The organism is Marinobacter santoriniensis NKSG1 (assembly GCF_000347775.1).
Taxonomy (GTDB): domain Bacteria; phylum Pseudomonadota; class Gammaproteobacteria; order Pseudomonadales; family Oleiphilaceae; genus Marinobacter; species Marinobacter santoriniensis.
In genome coordinates this window covers 101,214-122,455 of the sequence record NZ_APAT01000024.1, presented here as the reverse complement: position 1 = coordinate 122,455, position 21,242 = coordinate 101,214, and the positions used below count along the sequence as shown (strand labels likewise).

21 protein-coding genes are annotated in these 21,242 nt (G+C 60.6%); 13 read left to right on the top strand and 8 right to left on the bottom strand.

Features of this window, described 5'->3' with window-relative positions; genetic code table 11:
• Positions 1-42 precede the first annotated feature (42 nt).
• Positions 43-2,208 (bottom strand): catalase/peroxidase HPI, encoded by a 2,166-nt coding sequence (katG, locus tag MSNKSG1_RS16530; RefSeq protein ID WP_040887021.1) that lies wholly within the window; start codon positions 2,206-2,208, stop codon positions 43-45.
• Positions 2,209-2,473: 265 nt separating this feature from the next.
• Here katG and MSNKSG1_RS16525 point away from each other — a divergent pair, with 265 nt between their 5' ends.
• The 3 genes from MSNKSG1_RS16525 to MSNKSG1_RS16515 all read left to right on the top strand — a co-directional run bounded on the left by MSNKSG1_RS16525 (position 2,474) and on the right by MSNKSG1_RS16515 (position 4,003).
• On the top strand, positions 2,474-2,761 hold the full coding sequence (locus MSNKSG1_RS16525; RefSeq protein ID WP_040887034.1) for a YebG family protein: 288 nt from the start codon (positions 2,474-2,476) through the stop codon (positions 2,759-2,761).
• Between the two features lie 127 nt (positions 2,762-2,888).
• Positions 2,889-3,221, top strand: coding sequence for a hypothetical protein (locus tag MSNKSG1_RS16520; RefSeq protein ID WP_008940442.1), 333 nt, complete (start codon positions 2,889-2,891; stop codon positions 3,219-3,221).
• Between the two features lie 77 nt (positions 3,222-3,298).
• Positions 3,299-4,003 carry a dienelactone hydrolase family protein gene (locus MSNKSG1_RS16515; protein ID WP_008940441.1) on the top strand — a complete coding sequence of 235 codons (705 nt, stop codon included), beginning with the start codon at positions 3,299-3,301 and terminating at the stop codon, positions 4,001-4,003.
• Between the two features lie 12 nt (positions 4,004-4,015).
• Here the strand turns inward: MSNKSG1_RS16515 and MSNKSG1_RS16510 are convergent, their stop codons facing one another.
• Positions 4,016-5,221 carry an MFS transporter gene (locus tag MSNKSG1_RS16510; protein WP_008940440.1) on the bottom strand — a complete coding sequence of 402 codons (1,206 nt, stop codon included), beginning with the start codon at positions 5,219-5,221 and terminating at the stop codon, positions 4,016-4,018.
• Positions 5,222-5,326: 105 nt separating this feature from the next.
• Here MSNKSG1_RS16510 and MSNKSG1_RS16505 point away from each other — a divergent pair, with 105 nt between their 5' ends.
• The 8 genes from MSNKSG1_RS16505 (at position 5,327) to MSNKSG1_RS16470 (ending at position 13,268) form a co-directional block, all read left to right on the top strand.
• Positions 5,327-5,782 carry a MarR family transcriptional regulator gene (locus MSNKSG1_RS16505; RefSeq protein WP_008940439.1) on the top strand — a complete coding sequence of 152 codons (456 nt, stop codon included), beginning with the start codon at positions 5,327-5,329 and terminating at the stop codon, positions 5,780-5,782.
• 15 nt (positions 5,783-5,797) lie between these two features.
• The gene (locus MSNKSG1_RS16500; protein ID WP_008940438.1) at positions 5,798-6,859 is read left to right on the top strand and encodes an HlyD family secretion protein; all 1,062 of its coding nucleotides are present in this window, start codon (positions 5,798-5,800) and stop codon (positions 6,857-6,859) included.
• On the top strand, positions 6,849-7,901 hold the full coding sequence (locus MSNKSG1_RS16495) for a DUF2955 domain-containing protein (RefSeq protein ID WP_008940437.1): 1,053 nt from the start codon (positions 6,849-6,851) through the stop codon (positions 7,899-7,901). The genes MSNKSG1_RS16500 and MSNKSG1_RS16495 overlap by 11 nt, the downstream gene beginning before the upstream one ends.
• Before the next feature lie 104 nt (positions 7,902-8,005).
• Positions 8,006-8,743: an oxygen-insensitive NADPH nitroreductase gene (gene nfsA / locus MSNKSG1_RS16490; protein ID WP_008940436.1), complete on the top strand. Its 738-nt coding sequence runs from the start codon at positions 8,006-8,008 to the stop codon at positions 8,741-8,743.
• Between the two features lie 148 nt (positions 8,744-8,891).
• Entirely contained in the window at positions 8,892-10,418 is a 1,527-nt protein-coding gene (mqo, locus tag MSNKSG1_RS16485) for a malate dehydrogenase (quinone) (protein WP_008940435.1), read from the top strand.
• Positions 10,415-11,584, top strand: coding sequence for a Re/Si-specific NAD(P)(+) transhydrogenase subunit alpha (locus tag MSNKSG1_RS16480; protein ID WP_008940434.1), 1,170 nt, complete (start codon positions 10,415-10,417; stop codon positions 11,582-11,584). Before mqo ends, MSNKSG1_RS16480 begins: the two co-directional genes overlap by 4 nt.
• Positions 11,584-11,871, top strand: coding sequence for an NAD(P) transhydrogenase subunit alpha (locus tag MSNKSG1_RS16475; protein WP_008940433.1), 288 nt, complete (start codon positions 11,584-11,586; stop codon positions 11,869-11,871). The genes MSNKSG1_RS16480 and MSNKSG1_RS16475 overlap by 1 nt, the downstream gene beginning before the upstream one ends.
• A 2-nt stretch (positions 11,872-11,873) precedes the next feature.
• Positions 11,874-13,268, top strand: a complete 1,395-nt coding sequence (locus tag MSNKSG1_RS16470) for an NAD(P)(+) transhydrogenase (Re/Si-specific) subunit beta (RefSeq protein WP_008940432.1) — start codon at positions 11,874-11,876, stop codon at positions 13,266-13,268.
• A 79-nt stretch (positions 13,269-13,347) separates the two neighbouring features.
• Here MSNKSG1_RS16470 and MSNKSG1_RS16465 read toward each other — a convergent pair whose 3' ends face one another.
• The 3 genes from MSNKSG1_RS16465 to MSNKSG1_RS16455 are packed head-to-tail and all read right to left on the bottom strand — an operon-like array spanning position 13,348 to position 16,299.
• On the bottom strand, positions 13,348-14,019 hold the full coding sequence (locus tag MSNKSG1_RS16465) for a LutC/YkgG family protein (protein WP_008940431.1): 672 nt from the start codon (positions 14,017-14,019) through the stop codon (positions 13,348-13,350).
• 1 nt (position 14,020) lies between these two features.
• Positions 14,021-15,466, bottom strand: a complete 1,446-nt coding sequence (locus MSNKSG1_RS16460) for a LutB/LldF family L-lactate oxidation iron-sulfur protein (RefSeq protein ID WP_008940430.1) — start codon at positions 15,464-15,466, stop codon at positions 14,021-14,023.
• Positions 15,463-16,299, bottom strand: coding sequence for a (Fe-S)-binding protein (locus MSNKSG1_RS16455; RefSeq protein WP_008940429.1), 837 nt, complete (start codon positions 16,297-16,299; stop codon positions 15,463-15,465). Before MSNKSG1_RS16455 ends, MSNKSG1_RS16460 begins: the two co-directional genes overlap by 4 nt.
• 229 nt (positions 16,300-16,528) lie before the next feature.
• Here MSNKSG1_RS16455 and MSNKSG1_RS16450 point away from each other — a divergent pair, with 229 nt between their 5' ends.
• Both MSNKSG1_RS16450 and MSNKSG1_RS16445 read left to right on the top strand, forming a co-directional pair.
• Positions 16,529-17,314: a GntR family transcriptional regulator gene (locus MSNKSG1_RS16450; protein WP_040887031.1), complete on the top strand. Its 786-nt coding sequence runs from the start codon at positions 16,529-16,531 to the stop codon at positions 17,312-17,314.
• A gap of 100 nt (positions 17,315-17,414) precedes the next feature.
• Positions 17,415-18,374 (top strand): MBL fold metallo-hydrolase, encoded by a 960-nt coding sequence (locus tag MSNKSG1_RS16445; RefSeq protein WP_008940427.1) that lies wholly within the window; start codon positions 17,415-17,417, stop codon positions 18,372-18,374.
• Between the two features lie 39 nt (positions 18,375-18,413).
• On the opposite strand, the gene MSNKSG1_RS16440 is transcribed toward MSNKSG1_RS16445, so the two are convergent.
• The 3 genes from MSNKSG1_RS16440 to MSNKSG1_RS16430 are packed head-to-tail and all read right to left on the bottom strand — an operon-like array spanning position 18,414 to position 21,196.
• Positions 18,414-19,172: a putative 4-mercaptohistidine N1-methyltransferase gene (locus tag MSNKSG1_RS16440; RefSeq protein ID WP_008940426.1), complete on the bottom strand. Its 759-nt coding sequence runs from the start codon at positions 19,170-19,172 to the stop codon at positions 18,414-18,416.
• 43 nt (positions 19,173-19,215) lie between these two features.
• Positions 19,216-20,358 carry a mechanosensitive ion channel family protein gene (locus MSNKSG1_RS16435; protein WP_008940425.1) on the bottom strand — a complete coding sequence of 381 codons (1,143 nt, stop codon included), beginning with the start codon at positions 20,356-20,358 and terminating at the stop codon, positions 19,216-19,218.
• 1 nt (position 20,359) lies between these two features.
• Positions 20,360-21,196, bottom strand: a complete 837-nt coding sequence (locus MSNKSG1_RS16430; protein ID WP_008940424.1) for an Nmad3 family putative nucleotide modification protein — start codon at positions 21,194-21,196, stop codon at positions 20,360-20,362.
• Between the last annotated feature and the right edge of the window lie 46 nt (positions 21,197-21,242).

The window sequence follows — 21,242 nt, the reverse complement described above, 5'->3', positions numbered from 1 at the left end:
CGCAGGCGCGGGTGCCGTTTCCGGTTTCTGGAAGGAGAACGATCAGCGAACGTCGAAGCGATCGGCGTTCATGACCTTGGTCCAGGCTGCCACGAAGTCATTCACGAACTTCTCTTCGTTGTCGTCCTGGGCATAAACCTCTGCGTAAGCCCTGAGGATAGAGTTGGAACCGAACACCAGATCCACACGGGTCGCCGTGAACTTGGTATTGCCACTCTTACGATCAACAATGTTGTAAGAGTTATTGCCCGCCGGCTCCCAGCGATTGGCCATGTCGGTCAGATTCACGAAGAAGTCGTTGGTCAACTGGCCAACGCGGTCCGTGAACACACCGTGCCTGGTGCCGCCATGGTTGGTGCCCAACACGCGCATGCCTCCCAGCAGGACGGTCATTTCCGGTGCGGTCAGCCCCATCAGCTGGGCGCGGTCCAGGAGCATTTCCTCCGGTTTGACCACGTAATCTTTCTTCTGCCAGTTCCGGAAACCATCCGCCAGCGGCTCCATCGGCTCGAAGGATTCGGCGTCGGTCATCTCGTCAGTCGCGTCGCCACGTCCTTTCAGGAAGGGCACGTGCACCTCGTTACCAGCCGCTTTCGCGGCCTGTTCGATGCCAAGGTTGCCGCCCAGCACAATCACATCGGCAATGCTCGCGCCGGTCTCTGCCGAGATAGTTTCATATGCCTTCAACACCTTCGCCAGCCGGTCGGGCTCGTTACCCTCCCAGTCCTTCTGCGGAGCCAGGCGAATGCGGGCACCGTTGGCGCCGCCGCGCATGTCAGAGCCGCGGAAGGTCCGGGCGCTGTCCCAGGCGGTACACACGAGTTCGTTGATGCTCAGGCCCGCCTCGGTGATTTTCTCTTTGACCTTCTCCTCGATGTAGTTGGTCTCACCCTGCGGAACCGGATCCTGCCAGATCAGATCTTCTTCCGGCACTTCCGGCCCGATATAACGGGATTTCGGCCCCATATCCCGGTGGGTCAGTTTGAACCAGGCACGGGCAAAGCAGTCCTTGAAGTATTCGGGATCTGCCATGAACTTCTCGCAGATCGCGCGGTACTTCGGATCCATCTTCATGGCCATGTCCGCATCGGTCATGATCGGATTGTGGCGAATGGACGGGTCGGTAGCGTCAACCGGTTTATGCTCTTCCTTGATATCAACGGGTTCCCACTGGTTCGCACCGGCCGGGCTCTTTTTCAGTTCCCACTCGTAACCGAACAGGAGATCGAAGTACCCCATATCGAACTGGGTCGGATTGGTGGTCCAGGCGCCCTCAATGCCCGAGGTAATAGCGTTCGCGGCCTTGCCGTGCATATTCGGATTGATCCAGCCAAATCCCTGTTCATGCACATCGGCCGCTTCCGGCTCCGGCCCAAGGGCTTCGGCATCACCATTACCGTGGGTTTTGCCGACCGTGTGACCACCGGCGGTGAGCGCAGCGGTTTCCTCGTCGTTCATGGCCATACGGGCGAAGGTTTCGCGCACCTGTTCGGCGGTTTTCAACGGGTCGGACTTGCCATTTACCCCTTCAGGGTTCACGTAGATCAGGCCCATCTGGACTGCCGCCAGCGGGTTTTCCATGGTGCCCGGCTTGTCGACATCTTCATACCGGTTATCCGACGGTGCCAGCCATTCCTTCTCGGCGCCCCAGTAGGTGTCTTTCTCGGGGTGCCAGATATCCTCACGACCAAACGAGAAGCCGAAGGTTTTGAAGCCCATGGATTCATAGGCCACGTTGCCGGCGAGGATGAACAGGTCGGCCCAACTAACCTTGTTGCCATACTTTTTCTTGAGCGGCCACAACAGGCGGCGGGCCTTGTCCAGGTTGCCGTTATCAGGCCAGGAGTTGATCGGTGCAAAGCGCTGGTTTCCGGTACCGGCGCCGCCACGGCCGTCCGCCAGCCGGTAGGTGCCCGCGGCGTGCCAGGCCATGCGGATCATCAGGCCACCGTAATGCCCCCAGTCGGCCGGCCACCAGTCCTGGCTGTCGGTCATCAGCGCGTGCATGTCTTTTTTCAGCGCGTCGAAGTCGAGTTTCCGGACTTCTTCCCGGTAGTCGAAGTCGTCGCCCATCGGGTTGGTTTTCCGGTCATGCTGATGGAGGATGTCGAGGTTGAGCGATTTCGGCCACCAGTCCTGGTTGCCGGTGCCACCGCTTCCCAGATTCGTCATCGCCCCGTGCATTACGGGGCACTTGTTATCACCCATGGCTGTTCTCCAATTGTTGTCGCAATGAATCACTCGGACTCGTTGGCAGACGACGACAACCCTACGCCTAGTTTTTCGCTCTTCGGGCGTCGTCCAGCGTTCCGTCTTCTGTATGACTAGGTGTAGCAGTGCCCTCCCGGAGTCGCTAGTTGCTTTTTCCAACCGGAGCAATAGCTTTTGCTTTTCACCCCTGTTCCCCTGGCAAACGCTGATGTATGATGAATACTGTATTTTTATACAGTTTCGATCAAACGACGAGGCCCCCATGGCAGTACAAGCACTCTATTATTCGGATAAGGACGGGCTGGAAATGGCGCTGAAAAACCCCGACACCATGCTCTTTCAATCCAAGGCCGAAGCAGACGCCCGCGACAAGATTCTGGAACTTGCAGAGAACATTCAGCTGTTCCTTGAGCGTAATGTGGACGGGCTCGGGGAAGACCTGGCGGAAAAATGCGCCATGGCCATCGCTGAAGAAAAAGACCTGTTCCAGAAGGCCCTGAAAAAACCTCAGCTGCTGAACGAGACCGACACGCAAGCCACTGAGAGCTGAGCGAAGATGTCCAGGTAATGGGGGAACACCGGTTGCGAAGGCGGACCGCCGGGTGGATAAAAAACCACCAATAAGGGATAATACCGGTCACTTTTCAGCCAACCCATTACCCTGTTAGCCAATCATCATGCTGTTAACCGATGTTGTCCAATTACTGGTTTTCATTGCCCTCCTGTTGAATACGGTGCACCTGATGCCGGCCCTGGGACGGGCAGTGCGCGGTCGCGTCCGGACCCTGCAACCGGGCTTTCACTTCGCCATCCTGGTGACACGACTGTTCCGAAATCTGACGGGTTTGCTGCTCGTGCCGGCCACCGCAGCACCGTCTGCCGGAGTACAGGCACTGGTACCTGTTGGCATCGCCACGTTCGTCGGGCTTGCGGTCATCAACGGCTGGCTGACCCACCGTCAGCAACAGTGTTTCGAGGCCTGGGCCGAGGATCAGTGTCGCAGCGAATGAACAAACCGTAGTGGCAGACCCACGCCACACCGCCTAGGCTTTCAATCCAGTTGTCCGACTACTCACAGGAGAGGTTCATGGTTTCGACACAGTGGATTGATATTCCCAGCCCCGACGGTAAGACATTCGATGGTTACCTGGCGCTGCCCCCCACCGGGAGCGGGCCGGGCATCGTACTGATCCAGGAAATCTGGGGCGTCAACGCCCACATTCGCACCGTGGCCGAGCAGTACGCCCTGGATGGATACGTGGTCCTTGCTCCGGATGTGTTCTGGCGCCAGGAGCGCCGGGTCGACCTGACCTATGACGAAGAGGGAAGCGCAAAAGCGTTCAAGTTGATGCAGGCAGCCGACTTTGCTCTCGCTGGCGAAGACGTTGCGGCAGCCGTGGATTGCCTGCGCCAGCGTAAAGAGGTGTCGGGAAAAATCGCGGCGATGGGCTATTGTATGGGTGGCCAGCTTGCCTATCGCGCCGCCGCGACCGGCAAGCCCGACGCGGCCGTTTGCTATTACGGCGGGGGCATCCATAACAACCTGGATCTGGCCGAGCGGGTGCGGGTTCCGATCCTGTTCCACTATGCCGGCCTGGACAAGATGATTCCGGCGGAAGCCATCTCCCGGGTTCGCGAGGCCTTCTCCGATCATCCATCGGCGATTTTCCACGAATACGCCAACGCCGACCACGGTTTCAATTGCTGGGCACGACCCACCTACAACCAGCACGCGGCGGCTCTGGCCCATGGCCGCAGCCTGCAGTTCCTGGCCGAGCACCTCGACGCCTGACAGTGTTCCCGATCAGCGTTTCCGGCGCTGATGGAGAAACAGCACCAGGCCGGCGACCGCTACGATGGCCCCGGTCAGCGGAAACGCCAGGCCAAAACCACCGAGCTCCAGAATGGCCCCGAACAAAAGCGGGGCCAGGAAGTTCACCGCCCGGTTCGCCATCAGTCGCATTCCGAGGGCGCCCGATCGCTGCGCCGGATCCACGTTCTCGGCCAGTATCACCATGGAAAGCGGCTGGGAGACACCCGACCCCACCCCGACAAACACCGAAAACACGCCAATCATCACGGCCTGCTCACTGAACCCGAGCAGGGCCAGGCCGCCAGCCAGCAACCCCAATGACAGAATAAGCGCGACACTGCGGCCGCCGACAAGCGCGATCACTCGCGCCATGAAGGGCCGGATGAGCATGGCCGCCGTGGCCCGAAGACTGACCAGAACCCCGATCACCGACGCACTGACTTCCAGGTGATCCAGATATACCGGCATGTAACTTCCGTGAATGCTCATGGCAAACATGGCCGCTGCCGTAACGCCCACCGATACCTGTACGCCCTCATTCCTGCCCAGCAAAGCCGCCTGGGCCCGAAAGCCGGTCACTGACCGATCAACGTTCAGACGCTCGCGGGCCAGCCCTGTCAGCCCCCGCGACGACACTGTGGCGAGAATCGCAAAAAGGACCATCGTCATGAAGGAGAGATCGGTGTCACCGGTCAGATGAATCAGACCACCGGCCATCAGCGGCCCAACCACCTGCCCGCCGGAAAGCCAGGTGGCGTACCACCCAAAGTACCGCTCAAGCCGCTCGCCGCTGGCCAGCCCGGAAATGACCGACTGCGCCGCCAGTACCATCTGTAACTGGGCAAGGCCAAAGAGCAGCTGACCGGACAGCAATCCTGCGTAGCCCGGCACCCAGATCATCGCCAGGATCCCGGCTACCAGAATACCGCCCCCCATTACCATCACCCGCTGCCCGCCCCAACGGGTTACCAGCCCGCCCATCGGAATGGCGAACAGCAGCGGGAGCAGGAACGGTGCACTGAACACCACCCCCAGCACCAGGGGCGAGGCCCCCAGGGACAGGGCATACACCGGCACCGTTACCTGGAGCATCGAGTAGATGACGAAGACGAAGGTCAGCGCCACACAGGCCAGCCGGAAATTACGGGCCGACTCCTCCCCGGCGGGGTGTTGGGCATCGGGTTTCGAATCTTTCAAACAGGGCCTCTTGAATAACCACCAGACGGAAACGTCCTACGACGCCCGTCCGCACTTTCCGAAATAAACTTTGCAGGCTAACTAACCAATGCTAACATACTTCGCATGCTAACCTTAAATCCGACCAACGATTCCGAACTGGGCCTGCAGCTTGCCCACGCGCACCGACTGTGGCGCGCCGTCATCAGCCAGACCGTGGCGCCCCTGGGGCTCACACCGCCCCGGTGGACGCTTCTTGTGGTCCTCCGGCATCTCGGGGAAGGCGCCACCCAGAAACAGCTGGCCGAGGCCCTGAGCATCGAACTGCCCTCACTGACACGGACGCTGTGCCAGCTCGAGGACCAGGGACTGATTGAACGGCAGGTCCGCGAGGACGATCGCCGGGTGCGTGAAGTGCGTTTTACCGGGGAAGGCCGCCGGGTACTGTCGGCACTCGACGCCCGCGCCAATGAAGCACGAGCGCAACTGCTCGACGGTATTCCACCCGAGGACCGCAACCACCTGCGACGAATGCTTGAACGCATCGAAACCAACGCCTGCCACTGCCTCAAAAACGGCTGACCAGAGAGAGACATCATGGCTCCCGAACAGAGTTTCGCCCGCTGGATTCGCGTGGCAATCATTACTTTCGTCCTTCTATTTATATACTACCTCCTGGCCGATGCTTTTTTGCCGGTCACACCGCAGGCACGGGTGCTCCGTCAGGTGACCCGGATCGCGCCTGAAGTGAGCGGTGAGGTGGTCGCCGTCGACGTGGCGAACAACCAGTCCGTGCAGGCGGGCGAGGTGCTGTTCCGGATTGACCCCGAACCCTTCCGCCTTGCCGTTCAGAAAGCAGAACTGGCTCTGGAACAGGCCCGGCGCGAGAACGCCGAACTGGATGCCGAACTGGCTGCGGCGCGGGCCGATCTGAGTGCCGCCAGAGCCGCCGCCGAGGAAGCCTCACGCCAGCGCAAGCGGGCCGAGTCACTGATGCAGTCCGGCAGCATGTCGTCCAGACAGTACGATGAGATTCTGGCGCGCTATCACTCCACCACTGCCGCCGTGGCTTCCACGCAGGCCAGAATCCAGTCCCTCCAGGTCAAACGCGGTGAAACCAACCGGGATAATCTGCGGGTACGCCAGGCGGAAAATGCCCTGGCGGCCGCCCATCTGAATCTGGAACGGACGACGGTTCGCGCTCCCGGCGCAGGATGGATCAGCAACCTCCAGCTTGCAGAAGGCGATTACGTAAAGGCCGGCGCGCCGGCACTGGCCGAAATTGGCGCCCGCCTGGATATCGTTGCAGATTTCCGGGAAAAGAGCCTGAGGCATGTCAGCGAAGGCGGACCCGCCTGGATCGCGCTGGATGGTCTTCCAGGCCAGGTGTTCCCCGCACATCTTGCATCTCGGGATGAGGGCGTCAAGGCGGGACAGCTCATTGCCGACGGTAACCTGACCAGCATTCCCACCACCAATCGGTGGGTCCGGGATGCCCAGCGGATCCGCGTTCACCTGGCACTCGATCGCGCCCTGCCGAAACTCCCGGCCAGCGGCGCCCGCGCCACCGTGCAGCTTGCCCCGGAGTCCAATCCGTTGGCCCATGTGATCGCGCAGGGTCAGATCACCGTGATGAGCTGGCTGCATCATGTCTACTGATCGGCCGGCGCTGGACGGTAACGGCCTGCGTCAGTGCCTGCGTATCGCCTTTGGTGGACTGACCGGGCTGGTCATCAGCAAACTGATGGGTTGGAATTACGGCGTTTTCTTTACCGTGTTCCCGATGTTCCTGCTCGCCATGATTCCGGTGCTCAACGCCCATGTGGTCCGACAATTCCTGGCCAGCGCCGTGCTGACCGGCATCGAAGTGAGCCTGGTGACCGGCCTGACCCAGCACATGCCCCTGATCAATACCGGGCTGGTGTTTCTGATTTTCTGCGGTCGCTTCCGGCTCATGGCCCGCGGCCCGATGTTCCTGTTCGGCGCGAACGGCGTGCTGACGCTGAGCATCATGTTCCATTTCGCCAGCTATCCCGGGGTCGACGTCTACGACCTGGTCACCAGCAACTTCGTGGCCAGCGTCCTGGCGGTCTTGATCGCGGGTCTCATGCACTGGCTGTTTCCCGACGTGGCACCGCGCCAGGCCATGGCCCGGCCGGCCAAGCCTGAGGCGCAGGTACGGCACGAAACCCTGATGGGGGCCGTTACCGCCACACTGTCGTTCGCCACATTCCAGATCTTTGACCTGAGAGATTCGCTCTCGGCACAGATGGCCACGGTTCTTATTTTGTTTGCCCTGAGCTTCCCCGGCGCCCAGACCTCGGCGTTCAAGCGGGCGGTGGGCGCGTTGCTGGGTTGTAACCTCGCGCTGGTGATGCAGGTGATCCTCTACAATCAGAACCACCATATTCTGCTGGTGATTCTCGCCTACTGGCTGGGACTGATGATCTTCGCGCGCCTGCACCTTCTGGAGGGGGGCGGATCGGCCATCGGTTTCGGTGGGCTGACCACCCTGGGCATCCTGTTCGGGCAATACCTGGCCCCCCACCAGGACCTGATCTACAGCGCCCTGTACCGGTTTTCATCGATGGCGGTTGCACTGATCGCAACGCTGGCGTTCATGGCCTGCCTGCACTGGCTGCTCAACCGCTGGGCCGCCACCCGAGCCCATGATCGCGATCCCCGGGAAATATTCGAATAGTGCGAACAGACCGGTTCTGGCACTCTGAACGTACTCAGATCAGCGATCTCTGGCAAAGATGCCATTTATTGAATCAAAGACAGCACACTGGGAAAGAGGGAACCATGAATCCGACGATTGAACTGCTCAAATCTCACCGCTCCATCCGGAAATTCAAGGATCAGAAGATTCCCCAAGACCTGTTCGAAGAGCTTATCCGCGCCGGTCAAAGCGCGGCCACGTCCAATCACGTCCAGGCCTACACCATTATTCATGTGGTGAACCCCGAGAACCGGAAAAAGATCGCCGAACTCGCCGGTGGTCAGTCCTACGTGGCGGATGCCTCGGATTTTCTGGTGTTCTGCGCCGACATGAAACGATCCACCGAAGCCGCCGAGCGGGCAGGCGCGGATGTGGTCCGGGGCACGACCGAACAGCTGGTGGTTGCCAGCGTGGACACAGCTCTCATGGCACAGAACGTTGCCATTGCCGCCGAATCCGAGGGGCTGGGCCTGTGTTACATCGGCGGGATCCGGAACAACCCCGCGGAAGTCGCCGACATCCTTCGCCTGCCGGAACACGTGTATCCGGTTTTCGGCATGTGCCTGGGTTACCCCGACCAGAATCCCGAGGTGAAACCCCGGCTGCCCGTCAGTGCAATCCTCAAGGAAGACTATTATGATGACCGCCGCGACGAGGAGCTGGTCGCGGAATTCGACGACCGGATGCACCGCTACTACCTGAAAAGGACCGGTGGCAACAAGGAAACCAACTGGTCCGAGCAGCTCAAACCGCTGTTCACGACGAAGTTGCGCCCCCACATGCGGGACTTCCTGAATGGTCGCGGATTCGGGGTCAAATGATCCCGGAAACAGAACCACTAATTGACGGTTATCAACTATTACATCGATATTTTCGATAAATACGTATTGTTAAAACCGGTTCTAATTGCTCGCAGTTTCGACTAAAGTATGACCCCTTTTGTTTGGGCACTACTGAAAAGGTCACGAAATGGCGAGTCAAAATACCGATATCCTGCTGATTGGAGGGGGCGTAATGAGCGTTACGCTCGCCTCCCTGATATCCCAGCTGGATGGCTCGCGATCAATCACCCTGGTCGAGCAGGCCGGGCAACTGGGCGACGAAAGTTCGGAAGCCTGGAACAATGCCGGCACCGGTCATGCCGGCTACTGCGAACTCAACTACACGCCGCAACAGGCCGACGGCTCGATCCAGACCGATCGCGCGCTGGCCATCAACGAGCGATTCGAGATTTCACTCCAGTTCTGGAGCTCACTGGTTGAACGCGGCCTTTTACCGGATCCCTCGCACTTCATTCATAACGTGCCCCACCTGAGCTGGGTCCAGGGTAAGGACGCCTGCGACTTCCTGCGACGCCGGCACGCTGCGCTCCAGTCGCACCCCCTGTTCGGGGAGATGGAGTTCAGCGAACAGCCTGAGACGCTGAATAACTGGCTGCCGCTGATCATGGGCTCCCGCCCGGACAACACGCCTACGGCCGCAACGAAGGTCGCCCATGGCAGCGACGTCAACTTCGGCGCACTGACCCGGCTCCTGGGCGAAACACTGTCAAAGCAGGCCAATACCGATATCCGGCTGGGCACCCGGGTGACCGGACTCAAGCGGAACGGCAAAGGCTGGCGCGTCACCCTCAAACACCTGGAGTCCGGCGAAACCACAGAGCTGACAGCCGGCTTTGTTTTCATCGGCGCCGGTGGTGCGGCGCTTTCCCTGCTCCAGAAAGCCGGGGTACCCGAAGCGCGTGGTTACGGCGGCTTCCCGGTCTCGGGCCTCTGGCTGGCCTGCGAAAACGAGTCGCTGGCCCTCGATCACCACGCCAAGGTCTATAGCCAGGCGCCTGTGGGGGCACCCCCCATGTCGGTGCCTCACCTCGACACCCGATTCATCGATGGCAAACCGGCCCTGTTGTTCGGCCCCTTTGCCGGCTTTACCACCCGCTTCCTGAAAACCGGAGGCATCCTTGATCTGGTCAAATCCGTGCGCGGACACAATCTGCGCAATCTGCTCGACGTTGCGGTCGCCAACTGGCCGCTGACCCGATACCTGATCAAGGAAGCGCTCAGCTCAAGGGATGCTCGGCTGGACGAACTCAACAAGTTTTTACCGGACCACGATCCGGAGCAGTGGCACCTGCGCCGGGCCGGACAGCGGGTGCAGATCATCAAGCCCAACGAACGCAACCGCGGCACACTGGAATTTGGCACCGAAGTCCTGAACACCGAGGACCGTTCCCTGGCCGCACTGCTCGGTGCCTCCCCGGGCGCCTCCACCTGCGTCTCCGCCATGCTGGATGTGATCGAACGCTGCCTTCCGGAACTGGTAACCGGCAGCCATCGCCAGACTCTACAAACACTGATCCCGAGCTACGGTCAGTCACTCCTTACCGACCGTTCCCTGCTCGGGGACGTGCGGCAAATGACTGTTTCCACGCTTGGGCTGAATTCAAAGTCCTCTCACCCCTCAAAACTCACCTCTGAACGGAGTGTTTACTCATGATGATTGGTATACCTAGGGAGAGAACGGCCGGAGAAAACCGCGTCGCTATCATACCGTCGGGCATCACCGAGTTGATGGAAGCCGGCTATGAAGTCATTGTCGAGAGCGGGGCCGGCCTGGCCGCCCACTTTACCGATGACGAATACCGCCATTGCGGTGCGATCATCGCCGACGACGCCGAGTCCCTCTACCGTCAGTCCCAGATCATTCTGAAGGTCCGGGCACCGGAGAAGGACGAAGCATCACTGATCCAGTCCGGCGCCACCCTGATCTGCATCCTGGACCCCTGGTTCAACAAACCTCTGCTGGAACAGCTGGCAAGCCAGTCCGTGCAGACCTTTGCCCTGGACCTGGTACCCCGCACCACCCGCGCCCAGTCCATGGACGTACTCAGCGCCATGGCCGGCATCAGCGGTTACCGTGCGGTGCTCAGCGGTGCCATGTCCCTGCCCCGTTACTTCCCGATGCTGATGACCGCCGCCGGCACCATTCATCCGGCGCGGGTACTGGTGATCGGTGCCGGGGTTGCCGGCCTGATGGCCATCGCCACCGCTCGCCGCCTGGGTGCGGTCGTGGAAGCCTACGACCTGCGTCCGGAAGTAAAGGAACAGGTGGAGAGCCTGGGTGCGGACTTCATCGAGATCGAAGTGCCTCAAACCGATTCCACCGGTGACAGCGGTTACGCCAAGGCCCAGAGCGAAGAGTTCTACAAGAAGCAGCGCCAGCAGCTGTCTGATTGTGTTGCCCGCGCGGACCTGGTCATCACCACCGCTGCCGTGCCCGGCAAGCGTGCGCCCCAGCTGATCGATGGCGACATGATCCACCGCATGAAGAGCGGTTCGGTCATCGTCGACCTGGCAGCCGACAAGGGCGGCAACGTCGAGGGCACGGTCCTGAATGAAAAAGTGGACGTCGATGGCGTCACGCTTGTGGGCCACGCCAACCACCCCTCCCGGGTACCGGTCCATGCGTCCCAGCTGCTGACCCGCAACATCACGGGCTTCCTGTTCAACATGACGGAAGAAGGCAAGCTGGCGCCCAGCATGGAAGACGACATTGTCGCCGCCACCCTGGTGATAAAGGACGGTGAGATCCTTCACGGCAAAGAGCCGAAGAAGGCCGAGAAGCCGAAGAAATCAGCAACCGACGTTGAGGAAAAAGCCTGATGGAAATGTTTGTTCTGAGCTTCACCATTTTCATTCTCGCCCTCTTTGTAGGGGTCGAGCTCATCAACAAGGTACCGCCCACGCTGCACACTCCGCTGATGAGCGGTACCAACGCCATTTCGGGCATCGTCATCGTCGGCGCCATCATCAGCGCCGGCAGCACTGACCTGTCGCCCACCGTGGCCGGCGTTCTCGGCTTCCTGGCCGTGACCCTGGCCAGTATCAACATCGTGGCCGGCTTTCTGGTCACGGACCGTATGCTGAACATGTTTAAGCGGAAAGGATAACCATGTTTGTACTGATCAACTTTTCATATCTGGCGGCTGCGGTGTGCTTCATCCTCGGCATCAAGGGCATGACCAAGCCCACCACCGCCGTACGGGGTAACCAGATCGCCGCCATCGGCATGCTGATTGCCGTGGTTGCGGCCATGCTGGACAAAGACATCATCAGTTATGCCACCATCATCGCCGGCATGCTGCTGGGCGGTGGCATTGGTGTCTGGCTGGCCAAGCGGACCGCCATGACCCAGATGCCGGAACTCGTGGCAAGCCTTAACGGCATCGGCGGCGCCGCCTCCGTTGCCGTGGCCACAAGCACCTGGCTCAACGCCCTGGCTGCCAACAACCTGGGTTCCAGCGGCTGGTCGGTCGCGATCCTGGCCTCCATCATCATTGGCGCCGTGACCCTGACCGGCTCTCTGGTCGCCGTACTGAAACTCAAAGGCAGCATTGGCGAAACCACCAAGGGCAAACTGTGGCAGGCCGTCACCCTGATCACCCTGATCACGGTCATCGCCGGCAGCGCCCTGTTTGTCACCAGCAGCGAACACAATCCGCTGGCGCTGGCTGCGCTCGTTGGCCTGTGCCTCCTGCTCGGCGTTGGCCTGGTGCAGCCGGTCGGCGGTGCGGACATGCCGGTCGTGGTGGCCCTGTTGAACGCCTATTCCGGCCTTGCCGGTGCGGCCACCGGCTTCGTGCTGGATAACCAGGGCCTGATCATTACCGGCTCCCTCGTGGGTGCTTCCGGCCTGATCCTGACCGCTGTCATGTGTAAGGCCATGAACCGGTCGCTCCCGAACGTCCTGTTCGGTGGTGCGTTCGGCCAGACCGACAGTGGTCCGAAGCAGGACGAAGGCGAGTTCTACGCGGGCAAGGTCAAGTACGCCACCCCGGACGACCTGGCACTGCTGCTCGACGGCGCCCGCAACGTTGTGATGGTACCGGGTTATGGCCTGGCCGTGGCCCAGGCCCAGCACGCGGTGAAAGAGCTGGCTTCCCAGCTTGAGAAGCGGGGCGCGAAGGTCAGCTACGCCATCCACCCGGTTGCCGGCCGCATGCCCGGTCACATGAACGTGCTCCTGGCCGAAGCGGAAATCCCGTACGACCAGCTCAAGGACATGGACGCGATCAACCCCGAGCTGCCCCAGGCAGACGTGGCCATCGTTCTGGGCGCCAACGACGTAGTCAACCCGGCTGCCGCCGAAGATCCGGGCTCGCCCATCTACGGCATGCCGATCCTCGACGTCCACAAGGCCAAGACGGTCATCGTGGTCAAGCGGAGCCTGTCACCCGGTTTTGCGGGCATCCCCAACGGCCTGTTCATCCGCGACAACAGCCTGATGGTCAAGGGCGACGCCAAGGACGTACTCCAGGCGACAACCAGCGCCTTCAAGGAACTGTAAGCCGCCACTTGATCGGCGCAGTTGCAGCCCCGGGGTCTCACGGCCCCGGGGTTTTCTTTTTCCCTTCCCCGCTTTTTTGCTATTCGTCCTCGATCACCAGAACAACCAGCTCCTTCGGCCCATGGGCACCATAGGCCAGAACCTGCTCGATGTCCGCCGTCTTCGACGGTCCCGAAATCAACAGGGCATTGGTGGGCAAGCCTGATGACCAGTTGTGTCGCTGCATCATCGTATAAAGGTTGTCTTCAATCTGGCTGGCCCGGAGCAGGGCAATGTGCAATGGCGGAAGCAGACTCATCAGGCGCGGCTCGTGCCGATCCGGCCAGAGCACCAGAGAACCGGTGGCGGCAATCCCCCCGACGGTCCCGGTAATACTGGCGTCCACGCTCCAGAACAGGGTGTCTTTCCAGTCCTCAACCGGCCGATCATAGGCCAGCAGTTCAATGGCCTGTTCCGTCGACCGCCAATAGTCCCCCAACTGCGTGCCATGACCGGTTTCCGGCGCATAGAGCAGGTTGTTGAGATTGCGTCTGGCCAGAAGGCCGGCCACGGTTTCTGGCCAGTCCTCACCGCGAACGGAATGAACCTCGGTCTGGACCGCCTCCATCAGGTTTTGTAGACGCGCGATGCGTTCCTCCGGTGGGTACTGCCAGGGTTCGGTCACCAGTCGCTCGTCGAAGTCGTCCGGACGTGGCGTGGCTCCGGCAAGGCCGGCCCGGAGCTTGTTCAATATATTACTTCGAGCACTCATGTTACCGCCCTCCCTGTCGGGCCAGATGGTCTTTCGCCAGGTCGTGCAGAGATCGCCGGGCAGGCACTGGCGCGGTATGGTTATCGGTCCAGGGACCGGCCTTCGCCGGCGTCAGTTTCCGGAACCGGGTCGCACCCCACAGAAATAGCCGGTAAAGCAACGGACGGGTATTGAGCTGCTGCCACAGGCCCCAGACCAGCCGTTCGCTCCGGGAGTATTTAGCGCCACCGTCTTTCACCTTTGGCGCCTCATCCGGGTTCTTCACGTTCTCCTGACGAAGGCGCTGGAGCAGTTCGGGAATCGGAATCTTGACCGGACACACCTCGCCACAGGCACCGCACAGGGACGAGGCGCTGGGGTGATCCGGCACCTTATGCAGGCCAACCATGTGTGGCGTGACGATCTTGCCAATGGGACCGGGATAGACCTCGCCGTAGGTGTGCCCACCCACCCGGGTGTAGACGGGACAGTGGTTCATGCAGGCACCGCAGCGGATACAGTTCAGGGTCTGGCGCATCTGGGCATCGGCAAAGGCACCGGTGCGACCGTTGTCCAGGAGCACCAGGTGCACCTCTTCCGGCCCGTCCAGTTCCTCCGGCTTACGCGGGCCGGAGATCAGGTTCACATAGGTCGTGATCGGCTGACCGAGTGCGGAGCGGGTGAGCAGGGACAGCAGCGGCACCACGTCCCGCAGGTTCTGGACGACCTTTTCGATACCGGTCACCGCAATGTGTACCGGTGGCGCGGTCGTGCTCATCCGGCCATTACCCTCGTTCTCAACCAGCAACAGAGTGCCGGTCTCGGCAATGGCGAAGTTCACTCCGGACACGCCCACGTCGGCGTCCATGAACTTCCGGCGCAGGGTCCGTCGGCCGATCCGGATCAGTTCGTTGACGTCATCGGTTTCGGGTTCGCCGAGATGGTCGTGAAACAGTCGGGAGACCTGCCGGCGATTCTTGTGGATCGCCGGCATGATGATGTGGGAGGGCTTTTCGTCATCCAGCTGGACGATGTACTCCCCCATGTCCGACTCGAGGCTCTCGATACCCCGCTCGGCCAGGTAGGCGTTCATCTCCATCTCTTCGCTGACCATGGACTTGCCCTTCACCACGCGGCTGCCCTGACGCCGCTCGATGATGCCGTGCACCAGCCGATTGGCTTCTTCCACCGTTTCCGCCCAGTGCACCTGGACGCCGTTTTCGGTCAGGCGGGTTTCGAGCTGCTCCAGCAGATCCGGGAGGCGGGACAGCGCCCGTGCCTTTATCCGGTTACCAAGCTCCCGCAACCCTTCCCGCTCTTCCTCGTCCGGGAAGGCGTCCGCCCGCTTGGTCATTAACGAATCCATCGCGGTGCGAAAGTTGGTCCGCAACTGGTCATCCCCCAGCGCATCTTCTGCACGCTGGCGAAAATCGCCGGTCAGCTCGGTGACGGGTATACGCTGGCTCATGCGACCTCCTCTTTACGTTCACCGGAAACCCGCTCCCAGAGGAAACTGGCCAGGTGCCGTCCCCGGAAGGCCTCCCGTTGCTTGTCGAGTGAACCATTGATGTTCATCAGGCAACCGCCATCGGCCGTTACCATTTCATCGGCACCGGAGGCGACCAGGGATTGCGTCTTGTCTTTCACCATGGCGCCGGAAATTTCCGGCATCCGCACCGAGAAGGTTCCGCCAAAGCCGCAGCACTCGCTTTCATGGTCATGATCGACACGTTCCACATTGGACAGTTTGTCCAGCAGCTCACGGGCGTGCAGGTGCGTATTCATCTCCCGCCGGGCCGAACAGGAGGTGTGCAACGCCACACGGGTTGGCGATCCCAGATCCTGCCAGTTCACGCGACAGACGTGGACCAGGAATTCCGACAGTTCGAAAGTCTGCTCCGACAGGCGTTCGACTTTTTCCAGCATGCCGGCATCGCCGGCGAACAGCTCACGGTAATGCTGCCGAAACATCCCGGCACAGGATCCCGAGGGGACCACCACCGGCAGGCCCGCATCCAGCAACTCCAACTGGGCCCGTGCGACGGCCCTCGCTTCCGCTACATACCCGGAGGTCCAGGCCGGCTGGCCACAACAGCTCTGATTTGCCGGAAAGCGGACCTGGATACCCTCCCGTTCCAGCAATCGGATCGCATCAAGGCCGGCCTCGGGAAAAAACAGGTCCACCACACAGGTGCCAAACAGAATGACCTCAGGCGGTTTGGCGGGGTAATGACGGGGTACCGGCCGCTCGGGCGCAACGCGGGTGGCATTGGGCGCTGCATCGTAAAACAGCTCACTCATCAGGATCTCCTTGGTGATCGCCCGGGTTCCGGAGCGACCACCCAAATTGGTCAGACCATTAAACACTCAGGGAAGTGGACAAATCTGGAGGGTGACGACGGGCCAGTCAAAGGCGTTATCTAATACTTTAGTATCAGGCCCTAGCGCGCACTCTGTAAACACAAGGCGCAGCAACGGTACACTAATTATTGGTCGGACCAATTTTTACACCAACATGAACGACGCCATCATGCCCATTGGAAAAATCACGCCCCAGCGACTGGCGGATACCATCGTTGAAGCGCTCGAAACGATGATTCTGGAAGGTACCCTCAACCCGGGCGAGCGACTCCCACCGGAACGCAGCCTTGCAGAGCAGTTCGGGGTGTCCCGCGCCTCACTGAGAGAGGCGGTGCACAGGCTCGCCGCAAAAGGGTTGCTGATCAGCCGCCAGGGTGGCGGCCATTATGTAACGGAGAACCTGGGCACCAGCTTCAGCGATCCGCTGGTCGAGCTGCTGGAACATCACCCGGAAGCCCGCCGCGATCTGCTGGAATTTCGGCGGACCCTGGAAGCCGACTGCGCTTATTACGCGGCTCAACGGGCGACCCAGGCGGATCGCGCCCGACTGACCGAGACTCACGACGCGCTTCAGGCCTGCTACGCTGATGACTCAGGCCGGAATGTGAAAGCCGAGGGCGAAGCCGACGCCCGCTTTCACCTGTCCATTGCCGAGGCCAGCCACAATGCGGTGCTGTTGCTCACGGTCCGGAACCTCTTCCGGATGCTTGAGCGCAGCATGGTAACCAACATCGACGGCATGAACGCCAGTGAGACCGAAAACCGGAACGGCCTGAAACAACAGCACAGCCTTCTGTTCAACGCCATTATGGAGGGCCGCGCGGAGGATGCCCGTTCGCTTGCTGGCGCCCATATCCAGTATGTCCAGCGAGCCCTGTCGGAACGCACTGAAACCCGTCGGCGTCAGGAACGCGCAAGCCGACGGGAAATGCTGTCCCGGGGACGGCCCGGGTAGGTCAGGGCAGCTACCGACTGATCGGCCTCGGCAGAAGAGCCGTATTCCTCCGTCTCGCAGTTCTGATGAAAACACCGACAACCTGAATCTGGAGGAACCTATGCAGACCACACTTCGCCGTTCAACAACCGCCGCTCTGGTGGCGGGGGCCCTGTTTACCGGACAGGCCCTGGCTGGAGCCCCCATGGTCAAGGAGCAGGCTCCGGGCTATTACCGGGTCATGCTCGGCAATTATGAGATCACCGCCCTGTCTGACGGCACCGTCAAACTGCCGGTCGATGATCTGCTGCTCAATACAACCAAAGAACACGTCCATGAGCGCCTGGCCAGTAATTACCTTTCGGCGCCGCTGGATACCTCCGTAAACGGCTATCTCATCAATACCGGAGAAAAACTGGTGCTGGTCGATACCGGTGCCGGCAGCCTGTTCGGACCCACCCTGGGAAATCTCGTTGAGAATCTGCGCGCCTCCGGCTATGAGCCGGAACAGGTCGACGATGTCTTCATCACGCACATGCATCCGGATCACGTCGGCGGTCTGATGTCCGATGGCAAGATGGCTTTCCCCAACGCCACCATTCGGGCCAGCCAGGACGATGCCGATTACTGGCTCAGCGAATCCAACCTGGAGGCGGCCAATGAAGACGCCAAGGGCTTTTTCAAGGGTGCCATGGCGTCCCTGAACCCCTATGTGAAGGCCGGGCACTTCAAGGCCTTCGAAGGCGACGCGCAGCTGCTCCCGGGGATCAAGGCGGTTGAAGCGCCGGGGCACACGCCCGGCCACACCATGTATCGCGTGGAAAGTGATGGCCAGGTGATGATGCTGTGGGGCGACCTGATTCACGTCGCGACGGTCCAGTTCCCTGAACCCGATGTCGCGATCCAGTTCGACACCACTCCCGAGAAAGCAGTCATGGAACGCAATCAGGAGTTCGCCCGGGCTGCGGACAAGGGCTATCTGATCGGATCGGCCCATCTGTCATTCCCGGGGCTCGGTCATCTCAACAAGGCCGACAAGGGCTATGAATTTGTGCCCGCCAATTACCACGGCGGCCTCTGATCGGCACAAAAATCCAGGCCGGGGCAGCAACGCCCCGGCTCAGCCTTCCCGTTTTTCCCAGACGGTCACTTCCGAGAAGCTGTGTTGGTATTTGTTGCGGGTTTCCCGAATTACGAACGGGATGCTGTGGGGCCCTACCAAGAGCTCGAAGTGCGGTGCAAGCAGGTCTTTAAGCCCATCGAGGGTCGTGTAGGCCTCCCCGTTCCTGAGAAAGCCCCCGACCCATTCCGCCTTCGGCGTATACTCCTCCAGCCACGTGTACGGAGATGCGATCACCAGCAGCCCCTGATCATTGATCCGCTCATGGATCCGGGTCAGGAATTCGGAGGGCTTATACAAGCGGTCGATCAGATTGGCCGCCAGTACCAGATCGTAGCCACCGAATTCTGAACCCAGCTGACAGGCATCACCCTGATGAAACGCCACTTTCCCGGCGGTCTCCGCCAGCCCGAGTGCGGCCAGGCTGACCTCCCGGTGACTGACCAGCTCCCCCTCTTCCGGCCTGGCGTAGCGCACCCATCCGTCCCGGGCCATCGTGGAGGCCTGCCGCACAAAAGCGTCAGAGAAATCAATGCCCTCAACATGATTAAAGTGGGTCGCCAACTCAAAGGTCGCGCGTCCGCATGCGCACCCGAGATCCAGTGCTTTGCCCGGATAACGACCGTCCATCGCATCGATGCACAGTCTCGCCAGTTCTTTTGGAAAGTTCGGTTCGCCATGCCAGGCCTCACCGAAATGAAATTCCAGGTATTGCGCCAGAGTCGTGTTGTTTTCGTAGTAATCGCCTGCCTCTGCCACGTGTACCTCCTTTGATCCGGTGGATTAATCCACGACGACCCTGCTACTGCGCCATCTTTGGATAAAGCGGTTCGATGACGGGCTTCAGGCCCTTGGCATCGTCTATAAAGAGCTGCAAATGAGGGAACGGAATTTCGATACCGGCAGCGTCGAGGGCTTCTTTGATTCGTTCCAGAATGTCCGCCATGATCCGCGGCTGCACATCAAGGCTGTCTGGTGCAATCCAGGCCTGGACCGTCAGGTTCACCGACGAATCCCCGAGGCTGGTCAACAGCACCCTTGGCTCGAATCCGATCGACTGGAGAACCTCGGGGTGAGCCCTCAATACCGGCATGATGGATTCCCTGGCCGCCTGGGCGGATTCCTTGTAGGCAATGCCAACCGGTATGTTCAGCCGCGTCGCGCCTTCGGCACTGTAATTGACGATTTCCGACGAGGCGACACTGTCGTTGGGGATCATGGTGAAGATGTTGTCCCGGGTTCGAAGCCAGGTGGTCCGGAGGGCAATCTTGACGACTTTTCCATCCTGAACGTTAATCGTTACCCAGTCACCAATCCGGAAGGGCCGCTCCACCAGCAGCGTAATACCGGCAATAAAATTGGACAGCGTCGACTGGGCGGCGAAACCCACGGCGATACCTACGACGCCCAGCCCCGCAACGATCGACACCACATCAAAACCGAACTGTGCCAGGACGGTGGCAATCGCGAAGGTCACCAGGAGTACGGAAAACAGGTTTTCGACCAGCTGTCGGATGGAGGGATCCACTCGATAACGGGCCATCGAGCGCCGGAGGACATGGCCGATGATCAGCCAACCCAGATAAAACCCCATGGCCATGAAACCGGCCTTGGCCGCCGCGGTCAAAAACGCAGCCCCCGCGCCGAACTGAGCCAATATTGCCAAAAAAGCACCCAATATCGCCAGATATCGCAGGGCGGCCGTCGCATGTCCGAAGGCCGGAGACTGGGCTCTCGATCGGCCAATCACCAGTCGCGCCACCCAGGTAATGACCAGATATCCCCCGAAAAACAGACCGAGGTAGACAAGGGAAACCAGAACCTGACTCAAAAGATAAACGCCCAGTTCGCCGAGATTCACCGGACCGCCTCCGAGCGCATCCAGAGTGTCGCCCAGGTTCTGTCTGAACTGCGCGACAAGAGACTCGATCAGATTCTCCGCCATCTTATATTCCCCGTTCTGTCGTCACTCCGGCCTCTTCAGTAAGCGCCGCCACCCAACCTTCAAGCTCTGAATACACGCTCAGATCCAGCACAAACTCCTGCCCCCTTGCCGCGCACGTGAGGTAACACCAGGGAGGATCGAGCCGCCAACGATCCGGATTATGGTGATAGCTTAGCGGGATTTTCCCACCGGATGGGAAAAACGCCGACGGCAGGCGCCATCGGGTCGGCAGTCGGGCAGCCGGATCGGTCAGTATCAGCCGGTCCGCCAAACGCGGAAAGACGCCGCTGTCCGACGCGACATACAGCGTATTCGAAGGGTCCTGCGAATACCGGAAGTGCGGATGATACCGGGCCCAGGGCAATTCGCTTGCCTCAAGTTTATCGACCGGGATCACCTGCCCCACTTCCAGCCACCCCCAGATGGCATGGAAGGGACGAGTGCCCGGCACAAATCGCCAACGCCGCTGATGTATATGCGCCGGGCGGAATACGCCAAAAAACAGAAAGAGATCACCCGCCTGCACGCCCTGGTTGCGCAGGTGGCCCTGGGCCGCTCCCATCTGGCCGAGCAGTGGCCGCCAGCCCGATGCTCTGGGCAGGGACGATGCCAGCAGATCGGGATCCAGGTGGGCTCCATGCCCCCGCCCCACCCGACCACCGGTCAGGTCAGCAGCAATCTTGCCAAGCTGTCGACCTCCGTAATGAATATCTGAATACCGTATGCCGGACTGGGGATCGGGAATGGGTAGCACACATAAAGAGCCGTCTGGCAGCACCGGGCTCGGACAACCACCGGCGGAGGAATCGAAACCCTTCCGGCTCAGGATCAGACGCATGAACGCTCCATAGGATGGGGTGTCAGTGGACGGAAATGGTATCGTA

What these genes read in the sequence shown, in the direction of transcription:
- MSNKSG1_RS16515 (WP_008940441.1), top strand. Translation starts at nt 3,299, where the DNA reads ATGGTTTCGACACAGTGGATTGATATTCCCAGCCCCGACGGTAAGACA.
- MSNKSG1_RS16445 (WP_008940427.1), top strand. Translation starts at nt 17,415, where the DNA reads ATGCAGACCACACTTCGCCGTTCAACAACCGCCGCTCTGGTGGCGGGG.
- MSNKSG1_RS16470 (WP_008940432.1), top strand. Translation starts at nt 11,874, where the DNA reads ATGTTTGTACTGATCAACTTTTCATATCTGGCGGCTGCGGTGTGCTTC.
- MSNKSG1_RS16450 (WP_040887031.1), top strand. Translation starts at nt 16,529, where the DNA reads ATGCCCATTGGAAAAATCACGCCCCAGCGACTGGCGGATACCATCGTT.
- MSNKSG1_RS16495 (WP_008940437.1), top strand. Translation starts at nt 6,849, where the DNA reads ATGTCTACTGATCGGCCGGCGCTGGACGGTAACGGCCTGCGTCAGTGC.
- MSNKSG1_RS16475 (WP_008940433.1), top strand. Translation starts at nt 11,584, where the DNA reads ATGGAAATGTTTGTTCTGAGCTTCACCATTTTCATTCTCGCCCTCTTT.
- MSNKSG1_RS16435 (WP_008940425.1), bottom strand. Translation starts at nt 20,358, where the DNA reads ATGGCGGAGAATCTGATCGAGTCTCTTGTCGCGCAGTTCAGACAGAAC.
- MSNKSG1_RS16480 (WP_008940434.1), top strand. Translation starts at nt 10,415, where the DNA reads ATGATGATTGGTATACCTAGGGAGAGAACGGCCGGAGAAAACCGCGTC.
- katG (WP_040887021.1), bottom strand. Translation starts at nt 2,208, where the DNA reads ATGGGTGATAACAAGTGCCCCGTAATGCACGGGGCGATGACGAATCTG.
- mqo (WP_008940435.1), top strand. Translation starts at nt 8,892, where the DNA reads ATGGCGAGTCAAAATACCGATATCCTGCTGATTGGAGGGGGCGTAATG.
- MSNKSG1_RS16465 (WP_008940431.1), bottom strand. Translation starts at nt 14,019, where the DNA reads ATGAGTGCTCGAAGTAATATATTGAACAAGCTCCGGGCCGGCCTTGCC.
- MSNKSG1_RS16520 (WP_008940442.1), top strand. Translation starts at nt 2,889, where the DNA reads ATGCTGTTAACCGATGTTGTCCAATTACTGGTTTTCATTGCCCTCCTG.
- MSNKSG1_RS16505 (WP_008940439.1), top strand. Translation starts at nt 5,327, where the DNA reads ATGCTAACCTTAAATCCGACCAACGATTCCGAACTGGGCCTGCAGCTT.
- nfsA (WP_008940436.1), top strand. Translation starts at nt 8,006, where the DNA reads ATGAATCCGACGATTGAACTGCTCAAATCTCACCGCTCCATCCGGAAA.
- MSNKSG1_RS16455 (WP_008940429.1), bottom strand. Translation starts at nt 16,299, where the DNA reads ATGAGTGAGCTGTTTTACGATGCAGCGCCCAATGCCACCCGCGTTGCG.
- MSNKSG1_RS16525 (WP_040887034.1), top strand. Translation starts at nt 2,474, where the DNA reads ATGGCAGTACAAGCACTCTATTATTCGGATAAGGACGGGCTGGAAATG.
- MSNKSG1_RS16430 (WP_008940424.1), bottom strand. Translation starts at nt 21,196, where the DNA reads ATGCGTCTGATCCTGAGCCGGAAGGGTTTCGATTCCTCCGCCGGTGGT.
- MSNKSG1_RS16460 (WP_008940430.1), bottom strand. Translation starts at nt 15,466, where the DNA reads ATGAGCCAGCGTATACCCGTCACCGAGCTGACCGGCGATTTTCGCCAG.
- MSNKSG1_RS16500 (WP_008940438.1), top strand. Translation starts at nt 5,798, where the DNA reads ATGGCTCCCGAACAGAGTTTCGCCCGCTGGATTCGCGTGGCAATCATT.